This is a genomic window from Nonomuraea sp. NPDC049655, from assembly GCF_044465465.1.
Classification (GTDB): Bacteria; Actinomycetota; Actinomycetes; order Streptosporangiales; family Streptosporangiaceae; genus Nonomuraea.
This window is the reverse complement of the sequence record NZ_JBITLS010000018.1, coordinates 183,208-201,212: the sequence shown is the minus strand read 5'-3', so window position 1 is coordinate 201,212 and position 18,005 is coordinate 183,208. Positions and strand designations below refer to the sequence as shown.

15 protein-coding genes are annotated in these 18,005 nt (G+C 73.2%); 11 read left to right on the top strand and 4 right to left on the bottom strand.

The annotated features are described in order from the left end of the window. The first annotated feature begins 54 nt into the window (after window positions 1–54). From ACIBQ6_RS44500 to ACIBQ6_RS44480, 5 genes are read left to right on the top strand one after another with little or no spacing between them, the layout of a single operon-like run. Complete coding sequence (locus tag ACIBQ6_RS44500) at window positions 55–996, top strand: glycosyltransferase family 2 protein (RefSeq protein ID WP_358298280.1); 942 nt, start codon at window positions 55–57, stop codon at window positions 994–996. Beyond that, on the top strand, window positions 993–2,195 hold the full coding sequence (locus ACIBQ6_RS44495) for an ATP-grasp domain-containing protein (RefSeq protein ID WP_397218855.1): 1,203 nt from the start codon (window positions 993–995) through the stop codon (window positions 2,193–2,195). Before ACIBQ6_RS44500 ends, ACIBQ6_RS44495 begins: the two co-directional genes overlap by 4 nt. Then, window positions 2,192–3,475, top strand: a complete 1,284-nt coding sequence (locus tag ACIBQ6_RS44490) for a phenylacetate--CoA ligase family protein (protein WP_397218854.1) — start codon at window positions 2,192–2,194, stop codon at window positions 3,473–3,475. Before ACIBQ6_RS44495 ends, ACIBQ6_RS44490 begins: the two co-directional genes overlap by 4 nt. Further along, entirely contained in the window at window positions 3,472–4,683 is a 1,212-nt protein-coding gene (locus ACIBQ6_RS44485; protein WP_358298275.1) for a hypothetical protein, read from the top strand. The genes ACIBQ6_RS44490 and ACIBQ6_RS44485 overlap by 4 nt, the downstream gene beginning before the upstream one ends. Beyond that, window positions 4,680–5,978 (top strand): phenylacetate--CoA ligase family protein, encoded by a 1,299-nt coding sequence (locus ACIBQ6_RS44480; protein ID WP_397218852.1) that lies wholly within the window; start codon window positions 4,680–4,682, stop codon window positions 5,976–5,978. The genes ACIBQ6_RS44485 and ACIBQ6_RS44480 overlap by 4 nt, the downstream gene beginning before the upstream one ends. Window positions 5,979–6,020: 42 nt before the next feature. Here ACIBQ6_RS44480 and ACIBQ6_RS44475 read toward each other — a convergent pair whose 3' ends face one another. The 3 genes from ACIBQ6_RS44475 to ACIBQ6_RS44465 all read right to left on the bottom strand — a co-directional run bounded on the left by ACIBQ6_RS44475 (window position 6,021) and on the right by ACIBQ6_RS44465 (window position 9,750). Next, entirely contained in the window at window positions 6,021–6,755 is a 735-nt protein-coding gene (locus tag ACIBQ6_RS44475; RefSeq protein WP_358298272.1) for a glyoxalase, read from the bottom strand. A 499-nt stretch (window positions 6,756–7,254) separates the two neighbouring features. Continuing rightward, window positions 7,255–8,319: an alkene reductase gene (locus ACIBQ6_RS44470; protein ID WP_397218851.1), complete on the bottom strand. Its 1,065-nt coding sequence runs from the start codon at window positions 8,317–8,319 to the stop codon at window positions 7,255–7,257. Between the two features lie 33 nt (window positions 8,320–8,352). After that, window positions 8,353–9,750 carry an MFS transporter gene (locus ACIBQ6_RS44465; RefSeq protein ID WP_397218850.1) on the bottom strand — a complete coding sequence of 466 codons (1,398 nt, stop codon included), beginning with the start codon at window positions 9,748–9,750 and terminating at the stop codon, window positions 8,353–8,355. 149 nt (window positions 9,751–9,899) lie between these two features. On the opposite strand from ACIBQ6_RS44465, the gene ACIBQ6_RS44460 reads away from it, so the two are divergent. Next, window positions 9,900–10,820: a nitroreductase/quinone reductase family protein gene (locus tag ACIBQ6_RS44460; RefSeq protein ID WP_397218849.1), complete on the top strand. Its 921-nt coding sequence runs from the start codon at window positions 9,900–9,902 to the stop codon at window positions 10,818–10,820. A 59-nt stretch (window positions 10,821–10,879) separates the two neighbouring features. Further along, the gene (locus tag ACIBQ6_RS44455; RefSeq protein ID WP_357978830.1) at window positions 10,880–11,518 is read left to right on the top strand and encodes a 4'-phosphopantetheinyl transferase superfamily protein; all 639 of its coding nucleotides are present in this window, start codon (window positions 10,880–10,882) and stop codon (window positions 11,516–11,518) included. A 1-nt stretch (window position 11,519) separates the two neighbouring features. Here ACIBQ6_RS44455 and ACIBQ6_RS44450 read toward each other — a convergent pair whose 3' ends face one another. Next, window positions 11,520–12,803: a cation:proton antiporter gene (locus tag ACIBQ6_RS44450; RefSeq protein WP_397218848.1), complete on the bottom strand. Its 1,284-nt coding sequence runs from the start codon at window positions 12,801–12,803 to the stop codon at window positions 11,520–11,522. 134 nt (window positions 12,804–12,937) lie between these two features. On the opposite strand from ACIBQ6_RS44450, the gene ACIBQ6_RS44445 reads away from it, so the two are divergent. Genes ACIBQ6_RS44445 through fabD form a run of 4 tightly spaced genes read left to right on the top strand, consistent with a single transcriptional unit; the run spans window position 12,938 to window position 17,997 of the window. Further along, window positions 12,938–13,771 (top strand): DUF6039 family protein, encoded by an 834-nt coding sequence (locus ACIBQ6_RS44445; RefSeq protein WP_358298262.1) that lies wholly within the window; start codon window positions 12,938–12,940, stop codon window positions 13,769–13,771. A 3-nt stretch (window positions 13,772–13,774) separates the two neighbouring features. Continuing rightward, window positions 13,775–14,992, top strand: a complete 1,218-nt coding sequence (locus tag ACIBQ6_RS44440; RefSeq protein ID WP_397218846.1) for a hydroxymethylglutaryl-CoA synthase family protein — start codon at window positions 13,775–13,777, stop codon at window positions 14,990–14,992. Further along, window positions 14,983–15,705 carry an enoyl-CoA hydratase-related protein gene (locus ACIBQ6_RS44435; protein WP_397218845.1) on the top strand — a complete coding sequence of 241 codons (723 nt, stop codon included), beginning with the start codon at window positions 14,983–14,985 and terminating at the stop codon, window positions 15,703–15,705. Before ACIBQ6_RS44440 ends, ACIBQ6_RS44435 begins: the two co-directional genes overlap by 10 nt. 15 nt (window positions 15,706–15,720) lie before the next feature. Beyond that, entirely contained in the window at window positions 15,721–17,997 is a 2,277-nt protein-coding gene (gene fabD / locus ACIBQ6_RS44430) for an ACP S-malonyltransferase (RefSeq protein ID WP_397218844.1), read from the top strand. Window positions 17,998–18,005 lie beyond the last annotated feature (8 nt).

The following is an 18,005-nucleotide window of genomic DNA, read 5'->3' as shown; positions in this document are numbered from 1 at the left end:
CCGGGCCCTGTCACAGGGTGAACCGGGGTTGATACACGTGGTGAAGACCGTTCCATGAATGAGCATCCGCTTCCGGTTCCGCCGGACGGCCTGGCACTCACCGTGGTCGTTCCGTGCCTGAACGAGGCCGACAACATCCCTGACACCTATCGCGAAATCGCAGACGCGCTGGGTGACCAGGGAGAACTCGAAATTCTCTTCGTCGACGACGGCAGTACGGACGACACGCTCGCGCGCATTCGCGCGATCGCCGAGAGTGACAATCGTGTGTCGTTCATATCGTTGTCCAAGAATTTCGGCGTGGAGGCCGCCTTCTCGGCCGGTTATCGGTACGCCCGGAACCCCTGGGTGCTGCACCTCGACGCCGACCTGCAGTTCCCGCCCACCGAGGCCAAGCGGCTGATCGAGCGGGCGGCCGACGGGTACGACGCGGTGTTCGGCATCCGGGTGGACCGCAAGGACCCCTGGCCGCGGCGGACCGCGTCGATCGTGCACGACTGGCTGGCGCGGCGGCTGCTGGGCATCGAGATCCCGCCGCGCGCCACGACGTTCCGCCTGGTCCGCACGGAGATCGCGCGACGGATCGTGGACCTGCGGCTCGGCACGCCGTACTTCCTGGCCACGCTGCCGCGCCTGACGCGCGCCTGGACGACCGTGCCGACCGCGCACCGGCCGCGGGTGCACGGCTCGTCCAAGGTGACCGTGCGCGGGCTGGCCAGGCACTCGCTGGACCTGTTCTTCGGCTTCTCGTCGCGGCCCATCTCGGCCGCGGTGTGGGCGGGGCTGATCGGCCTGCCCGTGGCGCTGCTGGCCGGGATCACCGGCAGCGCGCTGCTGTTCGGGCTGGCGCTGGCCGCCGCCCTGTTCGGGCTGAGCATGATGGCCCGCACGCTTCTGCACATCTCTCGCGGTCAGGCCCGTCCGCCGCTGTTCCTCGTACGGGAGGCCAACGTGCCGGTCGATTCCGCTGACCTGCTCGCCGGGAGGCTCACGTGACCGGCGCCGGCCGCACCATCGCGGTCCTCGGCGGCGCGGACGGCGCCATCAGCACCATCCGCGCCGCGGCCCGCCTCGGCGTGCGCACGATCTGCGTGGACATGCGGGCCGACGCCCCCGGCGTCGCGCACGCCGACGAGTTCCTCGACCTCAGCACCCGCGACGTGCCGCGGGTCGCGCGGGCCCTGGCCGAGCGCGACGACCTGGCCGGCGTGGTCTCCCCGGCCAGCGACGTCAACCTGCCCTCGCAGCTCGCCCTGGCCGCCCGGCTCGGCCTGCCGTGCGGGCTGTCGGAGGGCGCGGTGCGCGGCTCGGTCGACAAGGGCTGGTTCCGCGCGATGTGCGCCCGGCTCGGCCTGCCCGGTCCCCGCCACGTGAGCGGCGCTGCGGAGGAGGTGCTGCGCGACGCCCCTGAGCTGGGCTTCCCGCTCATGGTCAAGCCGGTGGACTCCTCCGGCAGCCGCGGCGTGTCGCTGTGCCACGCGCCGGACGAGCTGCCCGAGGCCGTGGGGCTGGCCAGGGAGTGGTCGCTGTCCGGCCGCGTCGTGGCCGAGGAGTTCCTGGAGGGCACCCACTACACGGCCGAGGCGTTCGTGATCGGCGGCAAGGTGGCCCTGATCGGCCTGGCCGAACGGGAGCTGACCCCGCCGCCGCTGTTCATCACCGTCCAGCACACCATGCCGGGCCCGGACCACGTCACCGACGCCGTGCGCCCGATGCTCGACGCGATCTGCGCCGAGACCGGGCTGCGCGAAGGGCCGCTCAGCGCCGACGTGCTGGTCACCGGGGCGGGCGAGGTCGTGCTCGTCGAGATGGGCGCCCGCCTGGGCGGCAACGGCCTGGCCGAGCTGCTGGGCCTGGTGCACGGCGTGGACGTGGTCGAGCAGTACGTGTTGTCGGCCATGGGCGAGACGCCGTCCCTGACCCCGGCGGCGACCCGGTACGGCGCGGTCCGCGTGCTCAACGCGGAACGCGACGGCAAGCTGGTCAGGGTGGACGGCGAGGAGCAGGTCAGGGCGCTGCCCGGCGTCGTCGACCTGGTGCTGGCCGCCGCCCCCGGCGACCACGTGGAGCGCTACACGCGGGCGGGCGCCAAGCTCGGCTACCTGACCGCCGCCGCCTCCGGCCGGGACGCCCTGGCCGGCGTGCTGGCCGAGGCCATCGGGCTGCTCCGCTTCGAGATCGGGGACGGCCTGTGAGCCATGGACTGGGCGTAGCCGTGCGGGAGGTGCGGCACGTCGTGGACGCCTTCCGCGCCATCCGCCGCCCGCGCGCCGAGACCGACCGGCTCACCCTCGACGGCCTGCGCGACCTGCTGGCCTTCGCCCGCGCGCACGTGCCGCACTACGCCGACCCGCGCTACGACGTGCCCCTGCACAGCCTGGCCGACCTGGCGAAGCTGCCGATCCTGGACAAGGCCACCGTGCTGGACGGCGACCTGTCCCGCTTCCACACGCCCGGCCTGAGCACCAAGGACTACCGGCTGGACCGTACGAGCGGGACCACGGGCCGCGTCCTGGAGGTGCGGCACGACGTGGCCGCCTACGGCTACCACGGCGCGACCATCTTCCGCCGCTTCCTGCTGTCGGGCTACCGGCCGTGGTGGCGGATCGCGCACATCAAGCCGTTCCCCCGCCCGCTGCGCTGGTTCCAGCGGCTCGGCCTGTTCCCGCGCACGGTCATCGGCGCCGGGCAGGGCGACGCGAAGATCCTGGCCGACGTGCTGAAGGTGCGCCCGCACCTGATCATGGGCTACCCGGTGGTGCTGCGCGGGCTGCTGCGCGCCGCCTCGCCGGCCCAGGTGGCCGAGCTGCGGCGCACGCTGCGCATGGTCATGACCGACTCCGAACTGCTCACCGACGAGGTGCGCGAGCTGCTGCAGAACGGCTTCGGCGTGCCGGTGTACGACGAGTACTCGGCCTACGAGGTGCTGACCGTCTCCACCCAGTGCGACCGGGGCGCGATGCACGTGGACGAGGACCGCGTCCGCCTGGAGATCGTGGACGACGACGGCATGCCGGTGCCCGACGGCCAGGACGGCGCGGTCGTGGTGACCCACTTCAGGGAACGGGCGATGCCGCTGATCCGCTACCGCCTGGGCGATCGCGGCATGATCGTGCCGGGGGAGTGCGGCTGCGGCAACCGGTTCACGCGCATGCGGGTGACCGGCGGCCGGTCCGACGACTACATCACCTTCCCCGGCGGCCACCGCGTCTACACCGCCACGTTCCTGTCGCTGGCCATGTGGACGCCGGGCGTGGCCGAGAGCATGGTCCGCCAGGACGCCGACGGCAACGTCACCGTCCACCTGGTCCCCGAGGCGGGCCGGGACTTCGACGAGGTGGCCGCGGCCTACCGGGACGGGCTGGCCAAGCAGGTGGGCGGCCCGGTCGAGGTGCGCTTCGAGCAGGCCGAACGGGTCACGCTCACCCCCGGCGGCAAGGGCAGGTTCGTCGAGTCGGCACAGGCCGGCCCGTGACCGTGAGCCTGCGCCGCAGGCCGCCGCCACGCCTCGTGGCGGTGACGGCGGCCCTGTTCGCCGGGCGCGGCGCGTTCCGCGCCGCCCTGTGGACCGCCAACCTGGTGCTGCTCGGCCTCTGGGGCGCCGACGAGTTCGCCCTGTACGCCACCGCCAACGGCGTGTCCGGCTGGCTGCTGGCGCTGACGTCCAGCGGCATCGAGAAGGCGGCGCTGGCGCTGGTGCCGCGGCGCGGCGGGCAGACGTTGCGGCCGCTGTTCATGCTGCTGGCGGCCACGCCGTTCACGCTGGCCGTGCCCGTCTGGCTGGCCCTGGCGGCGGCCGACCCCGGCGGCGCGCCCGCCCGGTACGCGGCGGCCGCCGCCTACGCCTGCGGGCTGGGCTGCTGCGCGGTCATGGCGGCGCTGAACCGGCTGCGCGGGCGGGCGCGGGCCGACGTGTTCGCCTACCTGACGCTCGCCGTCGCGCAGGCGTCCGGCGTGGGGCTGGTGGCCCTGACCGGGATGCGGGCCAACGCGCTGCTGGCCCTGCACGTCGGCGTGCTGGCGGTGCTGAACGCCGTGCTGGCGGCCGGGCTGATCCGCGGGCGCTCCGGCAAGGCGGACAAGGGCGCCTACCGGCCGGCCGTGCGCGCGGCGGCGCTGCTCAGCGTCGGCGAGGTGACCGCGGTCGCGGCCACCTCGGTGACGTTCGCGTACTTCGCGCACCTGGACGACGCGCAGCAGACCAGCGTCTTCTACGTGTGGTCGGTGGCGCTGTCGGTGGTCGTGATGGGCGTGTCGTACCTGCTGCGCATCCTCCAGCCGCGGGTGGCGGTCTGGATCGAGGGCACGGGCGAGGCCGGCGCCCGCCGGATGGCGCGGCGCATCCTCGCGCCCGCCGTGCCGGCCGGCGCCCTGGCGGTGGTCGTGCTCGGGGTGGTGCTGGCGGGCGGCCAGCGGGGCATGGTGGCGACCGGCGCGGCGCTGCTGGCCGAGGCGGCCCTGACGGTGGCCGTGCTGCCCGCGTTCCTGCTGGTGGAGAACACCGACGACCGGGGACGGCGGCTGGCCGCGGTGGCCGCGTGCCTGCAGTTCGCGGTGGTCGCCGCCGCCGGTTGGTTCCTGGTGCCCGCCGCGACGGCGTTCGGCGCGCTGCTGGCGTACTGCGCGGGCGAGGTGGTCAAGGGCGGCGTCATGCTGGCCACGCTGAAGAAGGAGACCTCATGAAGGGCTTGCCCAGCACGATCCCGGTGGTGCCGGTGGTGCGGAACCTGTACCTGGCGCGCTCACGGGACCGGATGGACCCGGCCCGGCTCCAGGTCGTGCAGGACCGGCTGCTGACGGGGCTCGTCCGGCACGCGCACGCCAACGTGCCGTACTACCGCCGCGTGTTCCCGGCCGACGCCGTGGCGGCGCTGTCCACCGCCGCCGACCTGGCCGAGCTGCCGATGCTGAACCGGACGACGCTGCGGGACCTGCCGCCCGCCGAGCTGATGGCCACCGGGTTCACCCCCGACAACACCCGCGAGGCGCCCACCAGCGGCTCCTCCGGCGTGCCCATCCGGCCCTTCTACTCCGAGGGCGACCTCGGCTACCTGCGCGCCACCTACCTCCAGGACCTGCTGGCCTCGGGCCTGCGCCCCTGGGACCGGATCGGCTACTTCCGGGTGGGCGAGTTCCGGCCGCACCGGCTCCAGCGGCTCGGCCTGGCCCGTACGGTCCACGTCAACACCAGCCGCAGCCTGGACGAGCAGGTCGAGGCGTTCCTGCGCGGACGGCCGACGTTCCTGTGGGGCTTCCCCGGCTGCATCGTCACCCTCGTGGACGAGCTGCGCCGCAGGAAGATCGCCTACCGTCGCGTGCACACCGTCATCTTCGCCGGCGAGACGCTCACCCCCGAGGCCCGCGAGCACGTGCTGAACTACTTCGGGGCGCGCGGCCACGAGGTGTACGCCTCGGTGGAGGCGTACACGATCGGCCGCACCTGCCCCGAGGGCGCGATGCACCTGCGCTCGGCCGACGTGGTGGTGGAGGTGCTGCACGACGACGGCGGCGTGTCGCTGGCCGACGGCGAGGGTGAGGTCCTGGTGACCCGGCTGCACGCCGAGGCGATGCCGCTGATCCGCTACCGGCTCGGCGACCGCGTGCTCATCGAGCCGGACGACTGCCCGTGCCGCGCCTTCCACACCCCGATCATCCGCCGGATCCAGGGACGGACCGAGGACCGCGTCGTGGCCGCCGACGGGCGCACGGTGCACGCCAACTTCCTCACCAACCCGGCCGTGATGCCGACGGCGGGCGTGCGCGGCGTGCAGGTGCTCCAGTACCGGCCGGGCGCGGTGGAGATCCTGCTGGTGCCCTCGCCGTCGGCCCCCGCCGACCTGGCCGGGCGGGTCCGCGACGCCGTGGCCGCCGTCGCCAAGGACTTCGAGGTGACCGCGCGCACGGTGGACAGCATCACCCCGGAGCCCAACGGCAAGGTGCGGATGGTCAAGATCATGCACAACACCCCCGCCTCCTGACGCCCGCCGCGGCCCGGCCGTTCGCCGCCGCTCTGCCCGCCGTCAGCTCGGCCCGAGCCATTCACTCAGATCGGCGAGGTGGCCGAGCTCGGACTCGACGCGCCGCCTGTCGTCGGGGGTGAGCTCGGTGCCGCGCAGGTCGGCCAGCCACGGCTCGGCGGGCTCGCCGAGCGCCGTGGCGAGGTCGGCGAGGTGGCACAGGGCGATGGCCCGCTCGGCCGCCGGAGCCTGCGGGCCGTGCCGGCGCACGGCCGACTTGAGCGCCCGGTAGGCCTGCAGGTCGTCGTTCTTGAACTCGCGCAGGATCCGGGCGTTGTCCAGCGCCTTGGCCAGGCCCGTCAGCTTCGTGGAGCCGCCGTACTCCAGCTCGGCCGGCTCGTCCCGCTGGATGAACATGATCGAGTTCCCGGACGGGTCCATCAGCGTGAACCTGGACGCGCCGGGCCGGTAGCGGGTGATCCGCGGCAGGCCCGAGCTCAGCACCTTGCCGTAGGCCCGGCGCATGGCCGCGACGAGCGCGGCGTGGTACGGCGCCACGGCGTCGACCAGGACCAGGCACGCCCCGGTCGCGTCCCGGGCGGGGTCGAAGTCCTTCGGCGCGGGGCCGAAATGCAGGTCGAACCCGCTCCAGCGCATCGCCAGATAGACGTAGGGCCGGGTCTGCCGGTGGGTGACGGTGAACCCGAGCGCCTCGAAGAACTCCAGGGTCTGCTCGGGGGAAGGGCAGGGCAGCACCGGAACCGTCGTCTCGTTGGGACGGATCGCGGGCTCGCTCACGGATTCCACCTCTCGGGTCATCCGACGATGCTGGCATCTCCGGCGGCCTCTCGCATATGGATCGTTCCAGGACGGTTCCGCAGCCTTGTTCGCTGAATTCCGGGACGCAATTGATCGGACAATGCGCTTTTCCCGAATCATTTGAACAGCGATCGGGCGGCGGTGAATTTTCGGCGATCCACCCGCCCTGAATTCGCCGATGAATTGTTTTCCACTGAATCATGCGCGAGGCGAAGAATGCATGGGAAAGGAGCGCCGATCACGTTTCGGTGACTCCGGCGGCCGGAGGCGCGCATCGAGGCTGGTGGCGTCCTGTTCGCGCGGGTCTGGGCCAATCGCCGCCGGGGCGTGGGGCGCGGACCTTCCTTGACACCGCCTCCGACCGCCTTCTCCACAAGGGAGCCGCTTTATCGGCCGACCGAAATTCCGGCCGACGCCATCCTTGAAGATCAAAAAGGATGGCGTCCCCCGAACCGGTCCGCGCCCCGCGACCGGCCGGTCAGGCGGGCAGGGCCGGGTAGTCGGTGTAGCCCGCGGCGTCGCCGCCGTAGAAGGTGGCCGGGTCCGGGGCGTTGAGCGGCGCGCCGGTCGCCAGCCGGCGGGGCAGGTCGGGGTTGGCGAGGAAGAGCCGGCCGAAGGCGATCAGGTCGGCGGTGCCGTCCTCGATCAGCGCGAGGTCCTCCGGGCCGGTCGGGCGGTCGCCGGTGTGCGGGTTCAGGACGAGCGGGCCGGGGAAGAGCCGTCGCAGGGCACGCGTCAGCTCCCGGTCGGCGGCCTCCATGACGTGCAGGTACGCCAGCCCCAGCCCGGACGTCCGGCCCAGCAGCTCCTCGTAGACCGGCCGCGGGTCGGGCTCGTGCATGTCGTTGTTCGGCATCCCGGGGGAGATCCGCAACGCGGTGCGGTCGCCGCCGATCGCGCCGGCCACGGCCGAGACGACCGCCACGGCGAACCTGGCGTGCCCGGCCGCCGAGCCGCCCCAGCCGTCGGTGCGCCGGTTGCTGCCGGGGGCGAGGAACTGGTGGATCAGGTAGCCGTTGGCGCCGTGCAGCTCCACGCCGTCGAAGCCGGCCTCGACGGCGTTGCGGGCGGCGTCCGCGAAGTCGGCGACGGTCCGCTCGATCTCGGGCTCCGTCAGCTCGCGCGGGGTGACGAACTCCTTGACGCCGTCGGGGGTGAAGAGCTGCCCGCGCGCGGCCACCGGCGACGGCGCGACGGGGACCGCCCCCTCGGGCAGCAGCACCGGATGGCCGATCCGGCCGGTGTGCAGGAGCTGGGCGAAGATCTTGCCGCCCGCCGCGTGCACCGCGCCGGTGACCTCCCGCCAGGCGGCGACCTGCGCCGCACTGTGCAGGCCGGGCGTGAAGGGATAGCCCTGGCCGATCACCGACGGCTGGACGCCCTCCGTGACGATCAGCCCGGCGGAGGCGCGCTGGGCGTAGTACCGCGCCGTCAGGCTCGTCACCAGCCCGTCGCGGGCGCGGCTGCGGGTCATCGGGGCCATGACGACCCGGTTGGCCAGCTTCGTGCCGCCCACGGCGATCGGATCGAAGGCGATGGACATGGAAATCTCCTTGGTGGAAGGGGTGGGGGTGGGTCAGGCGCGGCGCGGCAGCAGGAAGCCGCCCGCCGCCAGGGCCAGGCCGAGCCCGGCCGCGATGAGGAAGACCAGGCCGTAGCCGTCGGCGAGGGCTTCGGGGGAGCCGGCGGCGCCCGCGGCCGTCGCGAGGACCGCCAGGCCGATCGACGAGCCCACCTGGCTGGTGGTGTTGGCCAGGCCCCCGACGACGCCCGCCGATCCTTCGGGCGCCTCGGCGGTCGCCGCGGCCATGAGGGTGGGGAAGGTCAGCCCGATGCCGGCCGCGACGAGCAGCGTGGGCCCGAGGACGCCGGTGAGGTAGCCGCTGCCGGCCTGCGCCAGGGACAGCCAGCCGAACCCGGCCACGAACAGCGCGCCGCCGCCGAGCGTCAGCGCACGCGCCCCGGCCCGCGGCAGCAGGGTGGCGGACGCCCGGGCGACCAGCATGAACGTCACCGCCGCGGGCGTCTGCCCGAGCCCCGCGAGCAGCGCGCTGAAGCCCAGGACGTTCTGCAGGAACAGCGACGTGAAGTACCACATCGCGATGGTGATCCCGCCGAACAGCAGCAGCATGCCGTTCCCGACGGCCACCCCCCGGATCCGGAGCAGCCGCAGGGGCAGCATGGGCCTTCCGGCGAAGCGCGCCTCGACCACGACGAAGACGGCGAGCAGCAGCAGGCCGGCGAGCACGGGCACGAGCACCCGTCCGGACGACCAGGCGTGCTCGGCGCTCTGCATGACCCCGTAGACCAGCGCCGCCAGGCCGGCGGTCGCGGTGACCGCGCCGGCCAGGTCGAGCGGCTCGCGCCGCGCGTTTCGTACGGTGACCAGCGCCGCGAGGGCCACGGCGATCAGCAGCGCGCCGACCGGCACGTTGATCAGGAAGACCCAGCGCCACGACAGGCCGGTGGTGATGGCGCCGCCTGCCACCGCGCCGATCATCCCGCCGACGCCGCCCGCGGACGACCAGGCGCCGAACGCCCTGGCACGCGCGCCCGGCTCGGTGAAGTACGTGTTGATCACGGCCAGCGTGGCGGGGGCCATCATGGCGGCCCCGGCGCCCTGTGCCACGCGGGCCGCGACCAGGACCTCCGCCGCGGTGGCCAGGCCGGCGGCCAGGCTGGCGGCGGAGAACAGCAGCAGCCCGGCGACCAGCGTCCGGCGCGGGCCGAACAGGTCGGCGGCCCGGCCGCCCAGCAGCATGAAGCCGGCGAAGGCCAGCAGGTAGCCGTTCACCACCCAGGCGAGCCCGGTGGGGGTGAAGCCGAGCTCCGCGCGGATGGCGGGGAGGGCGACGTTCACGATGGAGGCGTCCAGGATGACCATGAACTGGCCGGCGCAGGCCAGCGCCAGGATCAGCCAGGACGGGATGGTTCGTGGGGTGGCCCGCCGGGCGGCGGCGCCGATGCTCGTCATGAGGTGTTCCGTTCTTGTCTGCTTGCCCTGGGGACGCGCCGCGTCGGGGCTCTTCGCAATCCCGGCTCCTGTGGGCGGTGCCCGGCCGTGTAGGATTGGTTACGCGAATAACTATTATGCACATAACTAATTTGCGTCAAGGAGCGATCATGGACTTCGCGCAAGCCGACGCCGTCAACCAGGCGATCCGCCTGCTGAGCCTGCGCCACCGGGCCAGGGCAGCCGCCCTGCTGGCCCCGCTCGGCCTGCATCCGGGGCAGGAGGCGCTGCTGCTCGAACTCGCCCGCACCGGGCCGAGGATCCAGGCGCAGCTCAGCGAGGCGCTGGGATGCGAGCCGCCCAGCGTGACGCTCATGAGCCGCAAGCTGGAGGCCTCCGGTCACATCCGCCGCACGCCTGCGCCGTCCGACAAGCGGGCCAGCGTGGTCGAGCTCACCGACAGCGGCCGGGCGCTGGCCGAGCAGGTCAAGCGGCTCTGGGTCGACCTGGCCGAGGAGACCGTGGCCGGGCTGCCGGCCGAGACGGTGGCCGGGCTGCCCGCCCTGATCAACACCCTCACCGACAACGTGGACAAGCGCCCCGGCCGGCGGCACGGCCCGGCGGAGGCGGCGCGGCGGGCCGGGCAGGGGCCGACCGGCGAGTACGAGCCCAGCACGTCGGACTGGGTCCGCGAGCACGTCGAGCAGATCATGCGCACCGGCACGACCGACGGCGTCACGATCAAGGACCGGCCCGTCGTGCTGATGACCTACCGGGGCGCGAAGACCGGCAAACTGCGCAGGACGCCGGTCATGCGGGTCGAGCACGAGGGGCGCTACGCGGCCGTCGCGTCCCTGGGCGGCGCCCCGGTCAACCCGCAGTGGTACGCCAGCGTGCTCGCCGAGCCCGTCGTCGAGCTCCAGGACGGCACGGCGACCGGCGTCTACCGGGCGCGCGAGGTGTCGGGGGAGGAGAAGGACGCCTGGTGGCGGCGGGCGGTGGCGGCCTACCCCGACTACGCCGACTACCAGACGAAGACCGAGCGCCTGATCCCGGTCCTCGTCCTCGAACCGCTCGCCGGAGAGCGGTGACGACGGCGGCCCGTGGGTAGACGGAAGGGCACCCGCCGGCCCAGGAGGAGGGACACTCGATGATCGAGACGCTCGTCCCGGACAACGTCGCCGTCTCCACCGCCTACGGCGACCCGCCCGGCGTGCGGCTCTTCCCCGAGGAGCGGCACGCCGTCAGGAAGGCGGTCGCCAAACGCCGGCGCGAGTTCGCCACCGTCCGCCACTGCGCCCGCGAGGCGCTGGCGGCCCTCGGCATCCCGCCCGCGCCCATCGTCCCCGGCCGGCGCGGCGCGCCGCGCTGGCCGGCGGGCGCGGTGGGCAGCATGACGCACTGCGCCGGGTTCCGCGCGGCGGCCGTGGCCGACGCCGGCGACGTGCGCAGCATCGGCATCGACGCCGAACCGCACGAGCCGCTCCCCGAAGGCGTCTTCCGCATGGTGGCCAGGCCCGAGGAGGCCGCGATGGTCCGCGAGCTGCGCGACCTGCGGCCCGGCACCTGCTGGGACCGGCTGCTGTTCAGCGCCAAGGAGTCGGTCTACAAGGCGTGGTTCCCGCTGACCGGCGAGTGGCTGGGGTTCCACGACGGCTCACTCGCCTTCTCCCTCGACGGCCGCTTCCGCGCCAGGCTGCTGCCGCCGGACGCGCCGCTGGCGGAGTTCGCGGGCCGCTGGACGGCCGCCCCCGGGCTGCTGGCCACGGCGATCGTCGTCCCCCGATAGGTCAGCCGCGGCGGCCGGGCTCGACCAGCTGCTCGTGCTCGGCCCGGCGCAGGCGTTCCTCGGCGGTGAGCTCGACGCGTCTCATCGCGACGCGCAGGATCGGCGGCGCCATGAGCGAGGTGACGATCGCGACGACGATCACGATCGTGTACATCGCCGTGTCGATGATGCCGATGCGCAGCCCGACCATAGCCACGATCACCTCGATGACGCCGCGCGCGTTCATGCCCGCCCCCAGCGCGAACGCCTCCCACGCGCTCAACCGGCTCAGCAGCGCCCCGAGGTACGCGCCCAGGAACTTGCCGACGATCGCCACCCCCAGCACGACCCCGGCCGCCGCCAGCACGTCCGGCCTGGCCAGCAGCGTGAGGTCCATGCGCAGGCCGGCCGTCGCGAAGAACAGGGGCGCGAGCACGCTCAGGACGATCGTGCGCAGCGGGGCCAGCCACGCGGCGTCGGCGTGGCCGGACCGTCCGATCAGCGCGCCGCAGACGAACGCCCCCAAAATGGCCTCCAGGCCGAGCGCGTGCGTGCCGGCGGCGGCCAGCAGCACCAGCACCACGGCGGTGGCCACGGCCGGGCCCGGCTCGTCCGAGCGGGTGGCCGCCCGCATCGTCCAGCGGACCAGCGGCCGGCCCACCCACAGCGCGAACGGCACCAGCGCGACCAGGTAGACCAGCGACAACACGATCTGCCCGGTGCGCACGCCGGTGGTCGCCATGGCCGAGACGACCGAGAGCATGAACCAGCCGAACGCGTCGTCCACCATCCCCGCGGTCAGGCAGAGCTGGCCGACGTCGCGGTGCAGCAGCTTCATGTCCGTCAGCGTCTTGGCGATCACGGGGATGGCGCTGACGCACGTGGCCACGCCCAGGAACAGCGCGAAGACGGTCACGCTGGTGCCCTCGACGAGCAGGGAGGCGGGCAGCAGGAAACCGGCGGCCACGCCGAGCCCCAGCGGCACGACCAGACCGGCGACGCTCACCTTGACGGCCGTCGCGCCGCGCCGCCGGACCAGGCCGAAGTCGAGCTGGACGCCGGTGATGGCGACCAGCAGCAGGACGCCGACCTGGCCCACCGCGTCCAGCAGGTGGAGCTGGGTGAACTTCAGGGCGGGGGCCAGATGGTTCAGCAGCGACGGGCCGAGCAGCACGCCCACGGTCAGCTCGCCGACGATGGCGGGCATGCGCAGGCGCACGGCCAGCCGGCCGAGCAGGACGGCGAGACCGAGGAGCAGGCCCAGCTGCAGCATGAAGACCAGCAGTTCGTGGGCTCCCAGAGGCATGTCAGGCACAGGAGAGGCTAGGCCGATCGGGCCGCCGTCCTGCTGCTCAATATTGAGCCCGCCCGCGACGGGCGCGCCGGGGGCCTGCTCAATATTGAGCGGAGCTTCCCGCCCCTGTGGGCGACATTCGGGGCATGACGAAGCCGGCGCAGTATCAGACCACCCTGCCCCCCGACCAGTTGCTGCACTCGGGCAACGCGGGCCTGATCATCCACCGCGTGGGGATGCTGGAGTACGGCATGGCCCGCGAGGGCCGCGACTTCAGCGTGGACCTGCTCGACTACATGAACCGCGCCCAGGCCGGCGTCGCCACGACCTTCTGCTACGAGGAGGTCTTCGGCGTACGCGAGCGGCTGCACTGGTTCGTGCACATGAAGTCCCCCGAGAAGTACAGCAAGCTCATCGAGATGGTGGACCACGACGAGGCGTTCCAGCAGATCTCGCTCAAGGACCGGCTGCCCAAGAAGGGCGGCGGCAACTGGGAGAAGATGTTCGTGCACGGCAGTCTCCAGGAGACCGTCATGTGCCCGCAGCACGGGTTCACCGACGACGTGCACGACGTGCCCGGCACGTTCGTGCCGCCCGCGACCTACCAGACCACGCAGCAGGAGCAGCTCAACTCGGCGACCGCCGGCGCGATCGTGCTGCGCACCGCCGACGCGCGCTACGAGCTGCGCGAGGAGGGACGGCAGTTCCTCTACGACTGGTCCCGCTACCTCAACGCCAACCTCGAAGGCCGCGCCACCGCCTTCATCTACGAGCAGACGTGGGGCCGGCAGGACCGCCTGCACGCCCTCATCCACCTGCGCGAGCTGGACGACTACCAGGCCGTGCGGGAGCTGGACCGCGGCGAGGGCATGCGCAAGGAGGTCTACGACGTGGAACGGGTCCCGGAACGGCACGGCGGCGGGCAGTGGGACCGGCTGTTCGTGCCGACCAGCATCCACGACGTCCTGATGGTGCCCTAGGCCATGGCTCTCGGGATCGAGGCGATCAACGCGTACGTCGGCAGGGCGTACACGGACGTCCGCGCGCTGTTCGACGCGCGCGGCCTGGACGTGAACCGCTTCGGCAACCTGATGATGGAGCAGCGCTCGGTCAACCTGCCCTGCGAGGACCCGGTCACCAACGCGGTCAACGCCGCCAAGCCGCTGCTGGACGCGCTCGCCCCGGAGGAGAAGGACCGGATCGAGCTGCTGGTCGTCGGCACCGAGTCGGGGCTCGACTTCGGCAAGCCGATCAGCACCTACATCCACCACCATCTCGGGCTGAACCCGGCGTGCCGCTCGTTCGAGGTCAAGCACGCCTGCTACGGCGGGACGGCCGCGCTGCAGTGCGCCGCCGCCGTCGTCGGCGCGAGCCCGATCCCTGGCGTGAAGGCGCTGGCCATCGCCACGGACGCGGCCAGCGGCACCGCCAAGTCCACCTACTGGGAGCCCTCCGAGGGCGCCGGCGCGGTGGCGATGCTGGTCGGCGCGGACGCGCGGGTGCTGCGGCTCGACCCGGGCGCCAGCGGCTACCACACCTTCGAGGTGATGGACACGGCCCGGCCGCGCCACGACACCGACGCCGTCGATCCGGACCTGTCGCTGCTGGCGTACATGCGCTGCGCCGAGGAGTGCTTCGCGGCCTACGGGCGGCGGGTGGCCGGGGCCGACATCGTGGACACCTTCGACTACCTGGCGCTGCACACGCCGTTCGCCGGGATGGTGAAGGGCGCGCACCGGATGTTGCTGCGCAAGCTCAAGGGCATGGGGGCGCGGGAGATCGAGGCCGACTTCGCGGCGCGGGTCGCGCCGTCCCTGGCCTACGGCGTGCGGGTGGGCAACACCTACTCGGCCGCGCTCTACCTGGCGCTGTGCTCGCTCATCGACCACGGCGCGTTCGACGCGCCGAAGCGGGCGGGGCTGTTCTCGTACGGGTCGGGCTGCGCGTCGGAGTTCTACAGCGGCGTGATCCCGGCCCAGGGGCGCAGCGGCATCGGCCGGGCGCTGGACGAGCGGCGCGAGATCGGCGTCGCGGAGCTGGACGCGCTGACCGAGCTGAGCGCCGACCGCGCCTTCGGGGTGCGGGACGCCGTGCTCGACCCCAAACCGTACGGCGACCTGTACGAGGACGCCTTCGACGGTCGCGGCCTGCTGGTGCTGGACCGCATCGCGGACTTCCACCGGGAGTACAGATGGAGCTGACCTCGGCGACCCTGCGGCACCGGCTGCGCAGCCGCACGATCGACGACCGCGCCATCGACGAGCTGGGCGCCGCCCTGGACGAGGCCGAGCGCGCGCCCGGCTGCCGCATCCTGCTGCTGGAGGGCGGCGACGGCGTCTTCTGCACCGGCATGGACCTGGAGGAGGCGGCCGGCAGCGACGTCGCCGACGGCGGCCGGGCGTTCTACGGCCTGCTGCGCCGCTTCACCGAGACGCCCGTGACGGTGGTGGCCCGGGTGGACGGCCGGGTGGCCGGCGGCGGCGTCGGCCTGGCCGCGGCCAGCGACTTCGTCTTCGCCAGCGAGCGCAGCACCTTCAGCCTCCCCGAGGCGCTGTGGGGGCTGCTGCCGTGCTGCGTGCTGCCGTTCCTGATCCGGCGCACGGGCTTTCAGAAGGCGTACGCGATGACGCTGAGCACCCAGCCGGCGAGCGCCGCAGAGGCCGCCGCCTTCCACCTGGTGGACGAGGTGTCGGACGACCCGGAGGCGCTCGTGCGGCGGCTGGCCTACCGGCTGACCAAGCTGGACAGGTCGATCGTCACGGACATGAAGCGCTACTTCCGCGAGCTGTGGATCCTGTCGGACGAGACCGAGCAGGTGGCGGTCAAGGAGTTCGGCCGGCTCATGTCCAGCCCCGAGGTGCGCCGCAGGCTCGTCGACTACGCGACCGAGAAGAGATTCCCCTGGGAACGCTAGAGAGGAACGCGCCTGATGTCCGTCGTGTGGGTTTTCCCCGGGCAGGGGTCGCAGCGCAAGGGCATGGGCGCGGGCGTCCTGGAGCGGTACCCCGACCTGTGCGCCCGCGCCGACGAGATCCTCGGCTACTCCGTCGCCGAGCTGTGCGACGACCCCAAGCGGCTGCGGGAGACCCGCTACGTGCAGCCCGCCCTGTTCACGGTCAACGCGCTGAGCTTCCTCGCCCAGCAGGACGAGGGCGGCCGGCCCGACTACCTGGCCGGGCACAGCCTGGGCGAGTACGCGGCGCTGTTCGCGGCCGGCTGCTTCGACTTCGAGACCGCGCTCGGCCTGGTCAAGCGGCGCGGCGAGCTGATGTCCGCGGCGGGCGGCGGCGCCATGGCGGCGGTGCTCGGCGCCGACCGGGAACGGCTGGAGGAGCTGGTGGCGGGCACCGGCGTCGACATCGCCAACTACAACTCCCCGGAACAGGTCGTCCTGGCCGGGCCCAAGGACGAGCTGGACGCGCTCAGCCGCGGCGGCCCCGGCAAGTGGGTGCCGCTGAGCGTGAGCGTGCCCTCGCACTCGCGCTACATGGAACCGGCCGCCGACGCCTTCGCCGAGGCGCTGGAGGGCGTCCGCATCGAGGAGCCGCGGGTGCCCGTCGTCTCCAACGTGACCGGACGCCCGTACCGGGCCGGCGAGGCGGCCGAGCTGCTGCGCCGCCAGATCTGCAACCCGGTGCGGTGGGTGGACGGGCTGCGCTACCTGATGGACCAGGGCGTCTCCGAACTGGAGGAGATCGGCCCCGGCGACGTGCTCACCAAGCTGTGGACGGTCACCCGCCGCTACCCGCCCGAGCCCTCTGCCGAGCAGGAGCCGGCCGAGAAGCCCCCCGTCCGGGAACCGGCCGAGAAGCCCCCCGTCCGGGAACCGGTCGAGGCGCCCGCCGTCCGGGAGGCCGGGATCGTGCTCGGCTCGGCCGAGTTCCGCGCCGACTACCGCGTCCGCCACGCCTACCTGGCCGGGTCGATGTTCAAGGGCATCGCCTCGGCCGAGCTGGTGATCAGGATGGGCCGGGCCGGGCTGATGGGCTTCCTCGGCGCGGGCGGCCTCACCCTGGACCAGATCTCCGACGCGCTCGACACCGTCCAGTCCGCCCTCGGCCCGGACGGCTCCTACGGCGTGAACCTGCTCTACGGCTTCGACGAGGACGGCCTGGAGCGCGAGACGGTGGACCTGCTGCTCCGCCGCGACGTGCGGTACGTCGAGGCCGCCGCCTACCCGCACATCACCGCGCCCCTCGTCCGCTACCGCTACAGCGGCGCGCACCGCGACCCGGCCGGGCGGCCGGTCGCCGTCCGGCACGTGGTGGCCAAGGTCTCCAGGCCGGAGGTCGCCGCCGCCTTCATGCGGCCCGCCCCGCAGGCCGTCCTGGACCGGCTCGTCCGGGAGGGCGCGCTGAGCGCGGCCGAGGCGGAGGTCGCCGCCGAGCTGCCGGTCAGCGCGGACGTCTGCGTCGAGGCCGACTCGGCCGGGCACACCGACGGGCGCTCTCCGTACGCGCTGATGCCGGCGATCCTGCGGCTGCGCGACGAGGAGATGGCCGCCCACGGCTACGCCCGGCGCATCAGGGTCGGCGCGTCCGGCGGCATCGGCGCACCGGAGGCGGCCGCCGCGGCGTTCGTGCTCGGCGCGGACTTCATCGTCACCGGCAGCGTCAACCAGTGCACCCCGCAGGCCGGGACGTCCGACGCCGTCAAGGACCTGCTGGCCGGGCTCGACGTGCAGGACACCGCCTACGCCCCGGCCGGTGACATGTTCGAGATGGGCGCGCAGGTGCAGGTCGCCAGGAAGGGCACGCTGTTCCCGGCCCGCGCCAACAAGCTCTACCAGCTCTACCGCCAGTACGGCTCGCTGGAGGAGATCGACGAGCGGACCAGGCGGACGATCCAGGACAAGTTCTTCCGCCGCTCCTTCGAGGAGGTGTGGGAGGAGACCCGGGCGTTCCTGGCCGCGCGCCGGCCGGCCGAGCTGGCCCGCGCCGAGCGCGACCCCAAGCACCGGATGGCGCTCGTCTTCCGCTGGTACTTCGTGCACACGATCAGGCTGGCGCTGCGCGGCGAGACCGGGCGGCAGGTGGACTACCAGGTCCACTGCGGGCCGGCGATGGGCGCGTTCAACCGGTGGGTGGCGGGCACGGAGCTGGCCGACTGGCGGGCCAGGCACGTGGACGTCATCGCCGACCGGCTGATGGAGGCCGCAGCCGGGCTGCTCGAAGCCCGGCTGCGCGACCTGTCCAAGGACGGTTAGACGCTGAG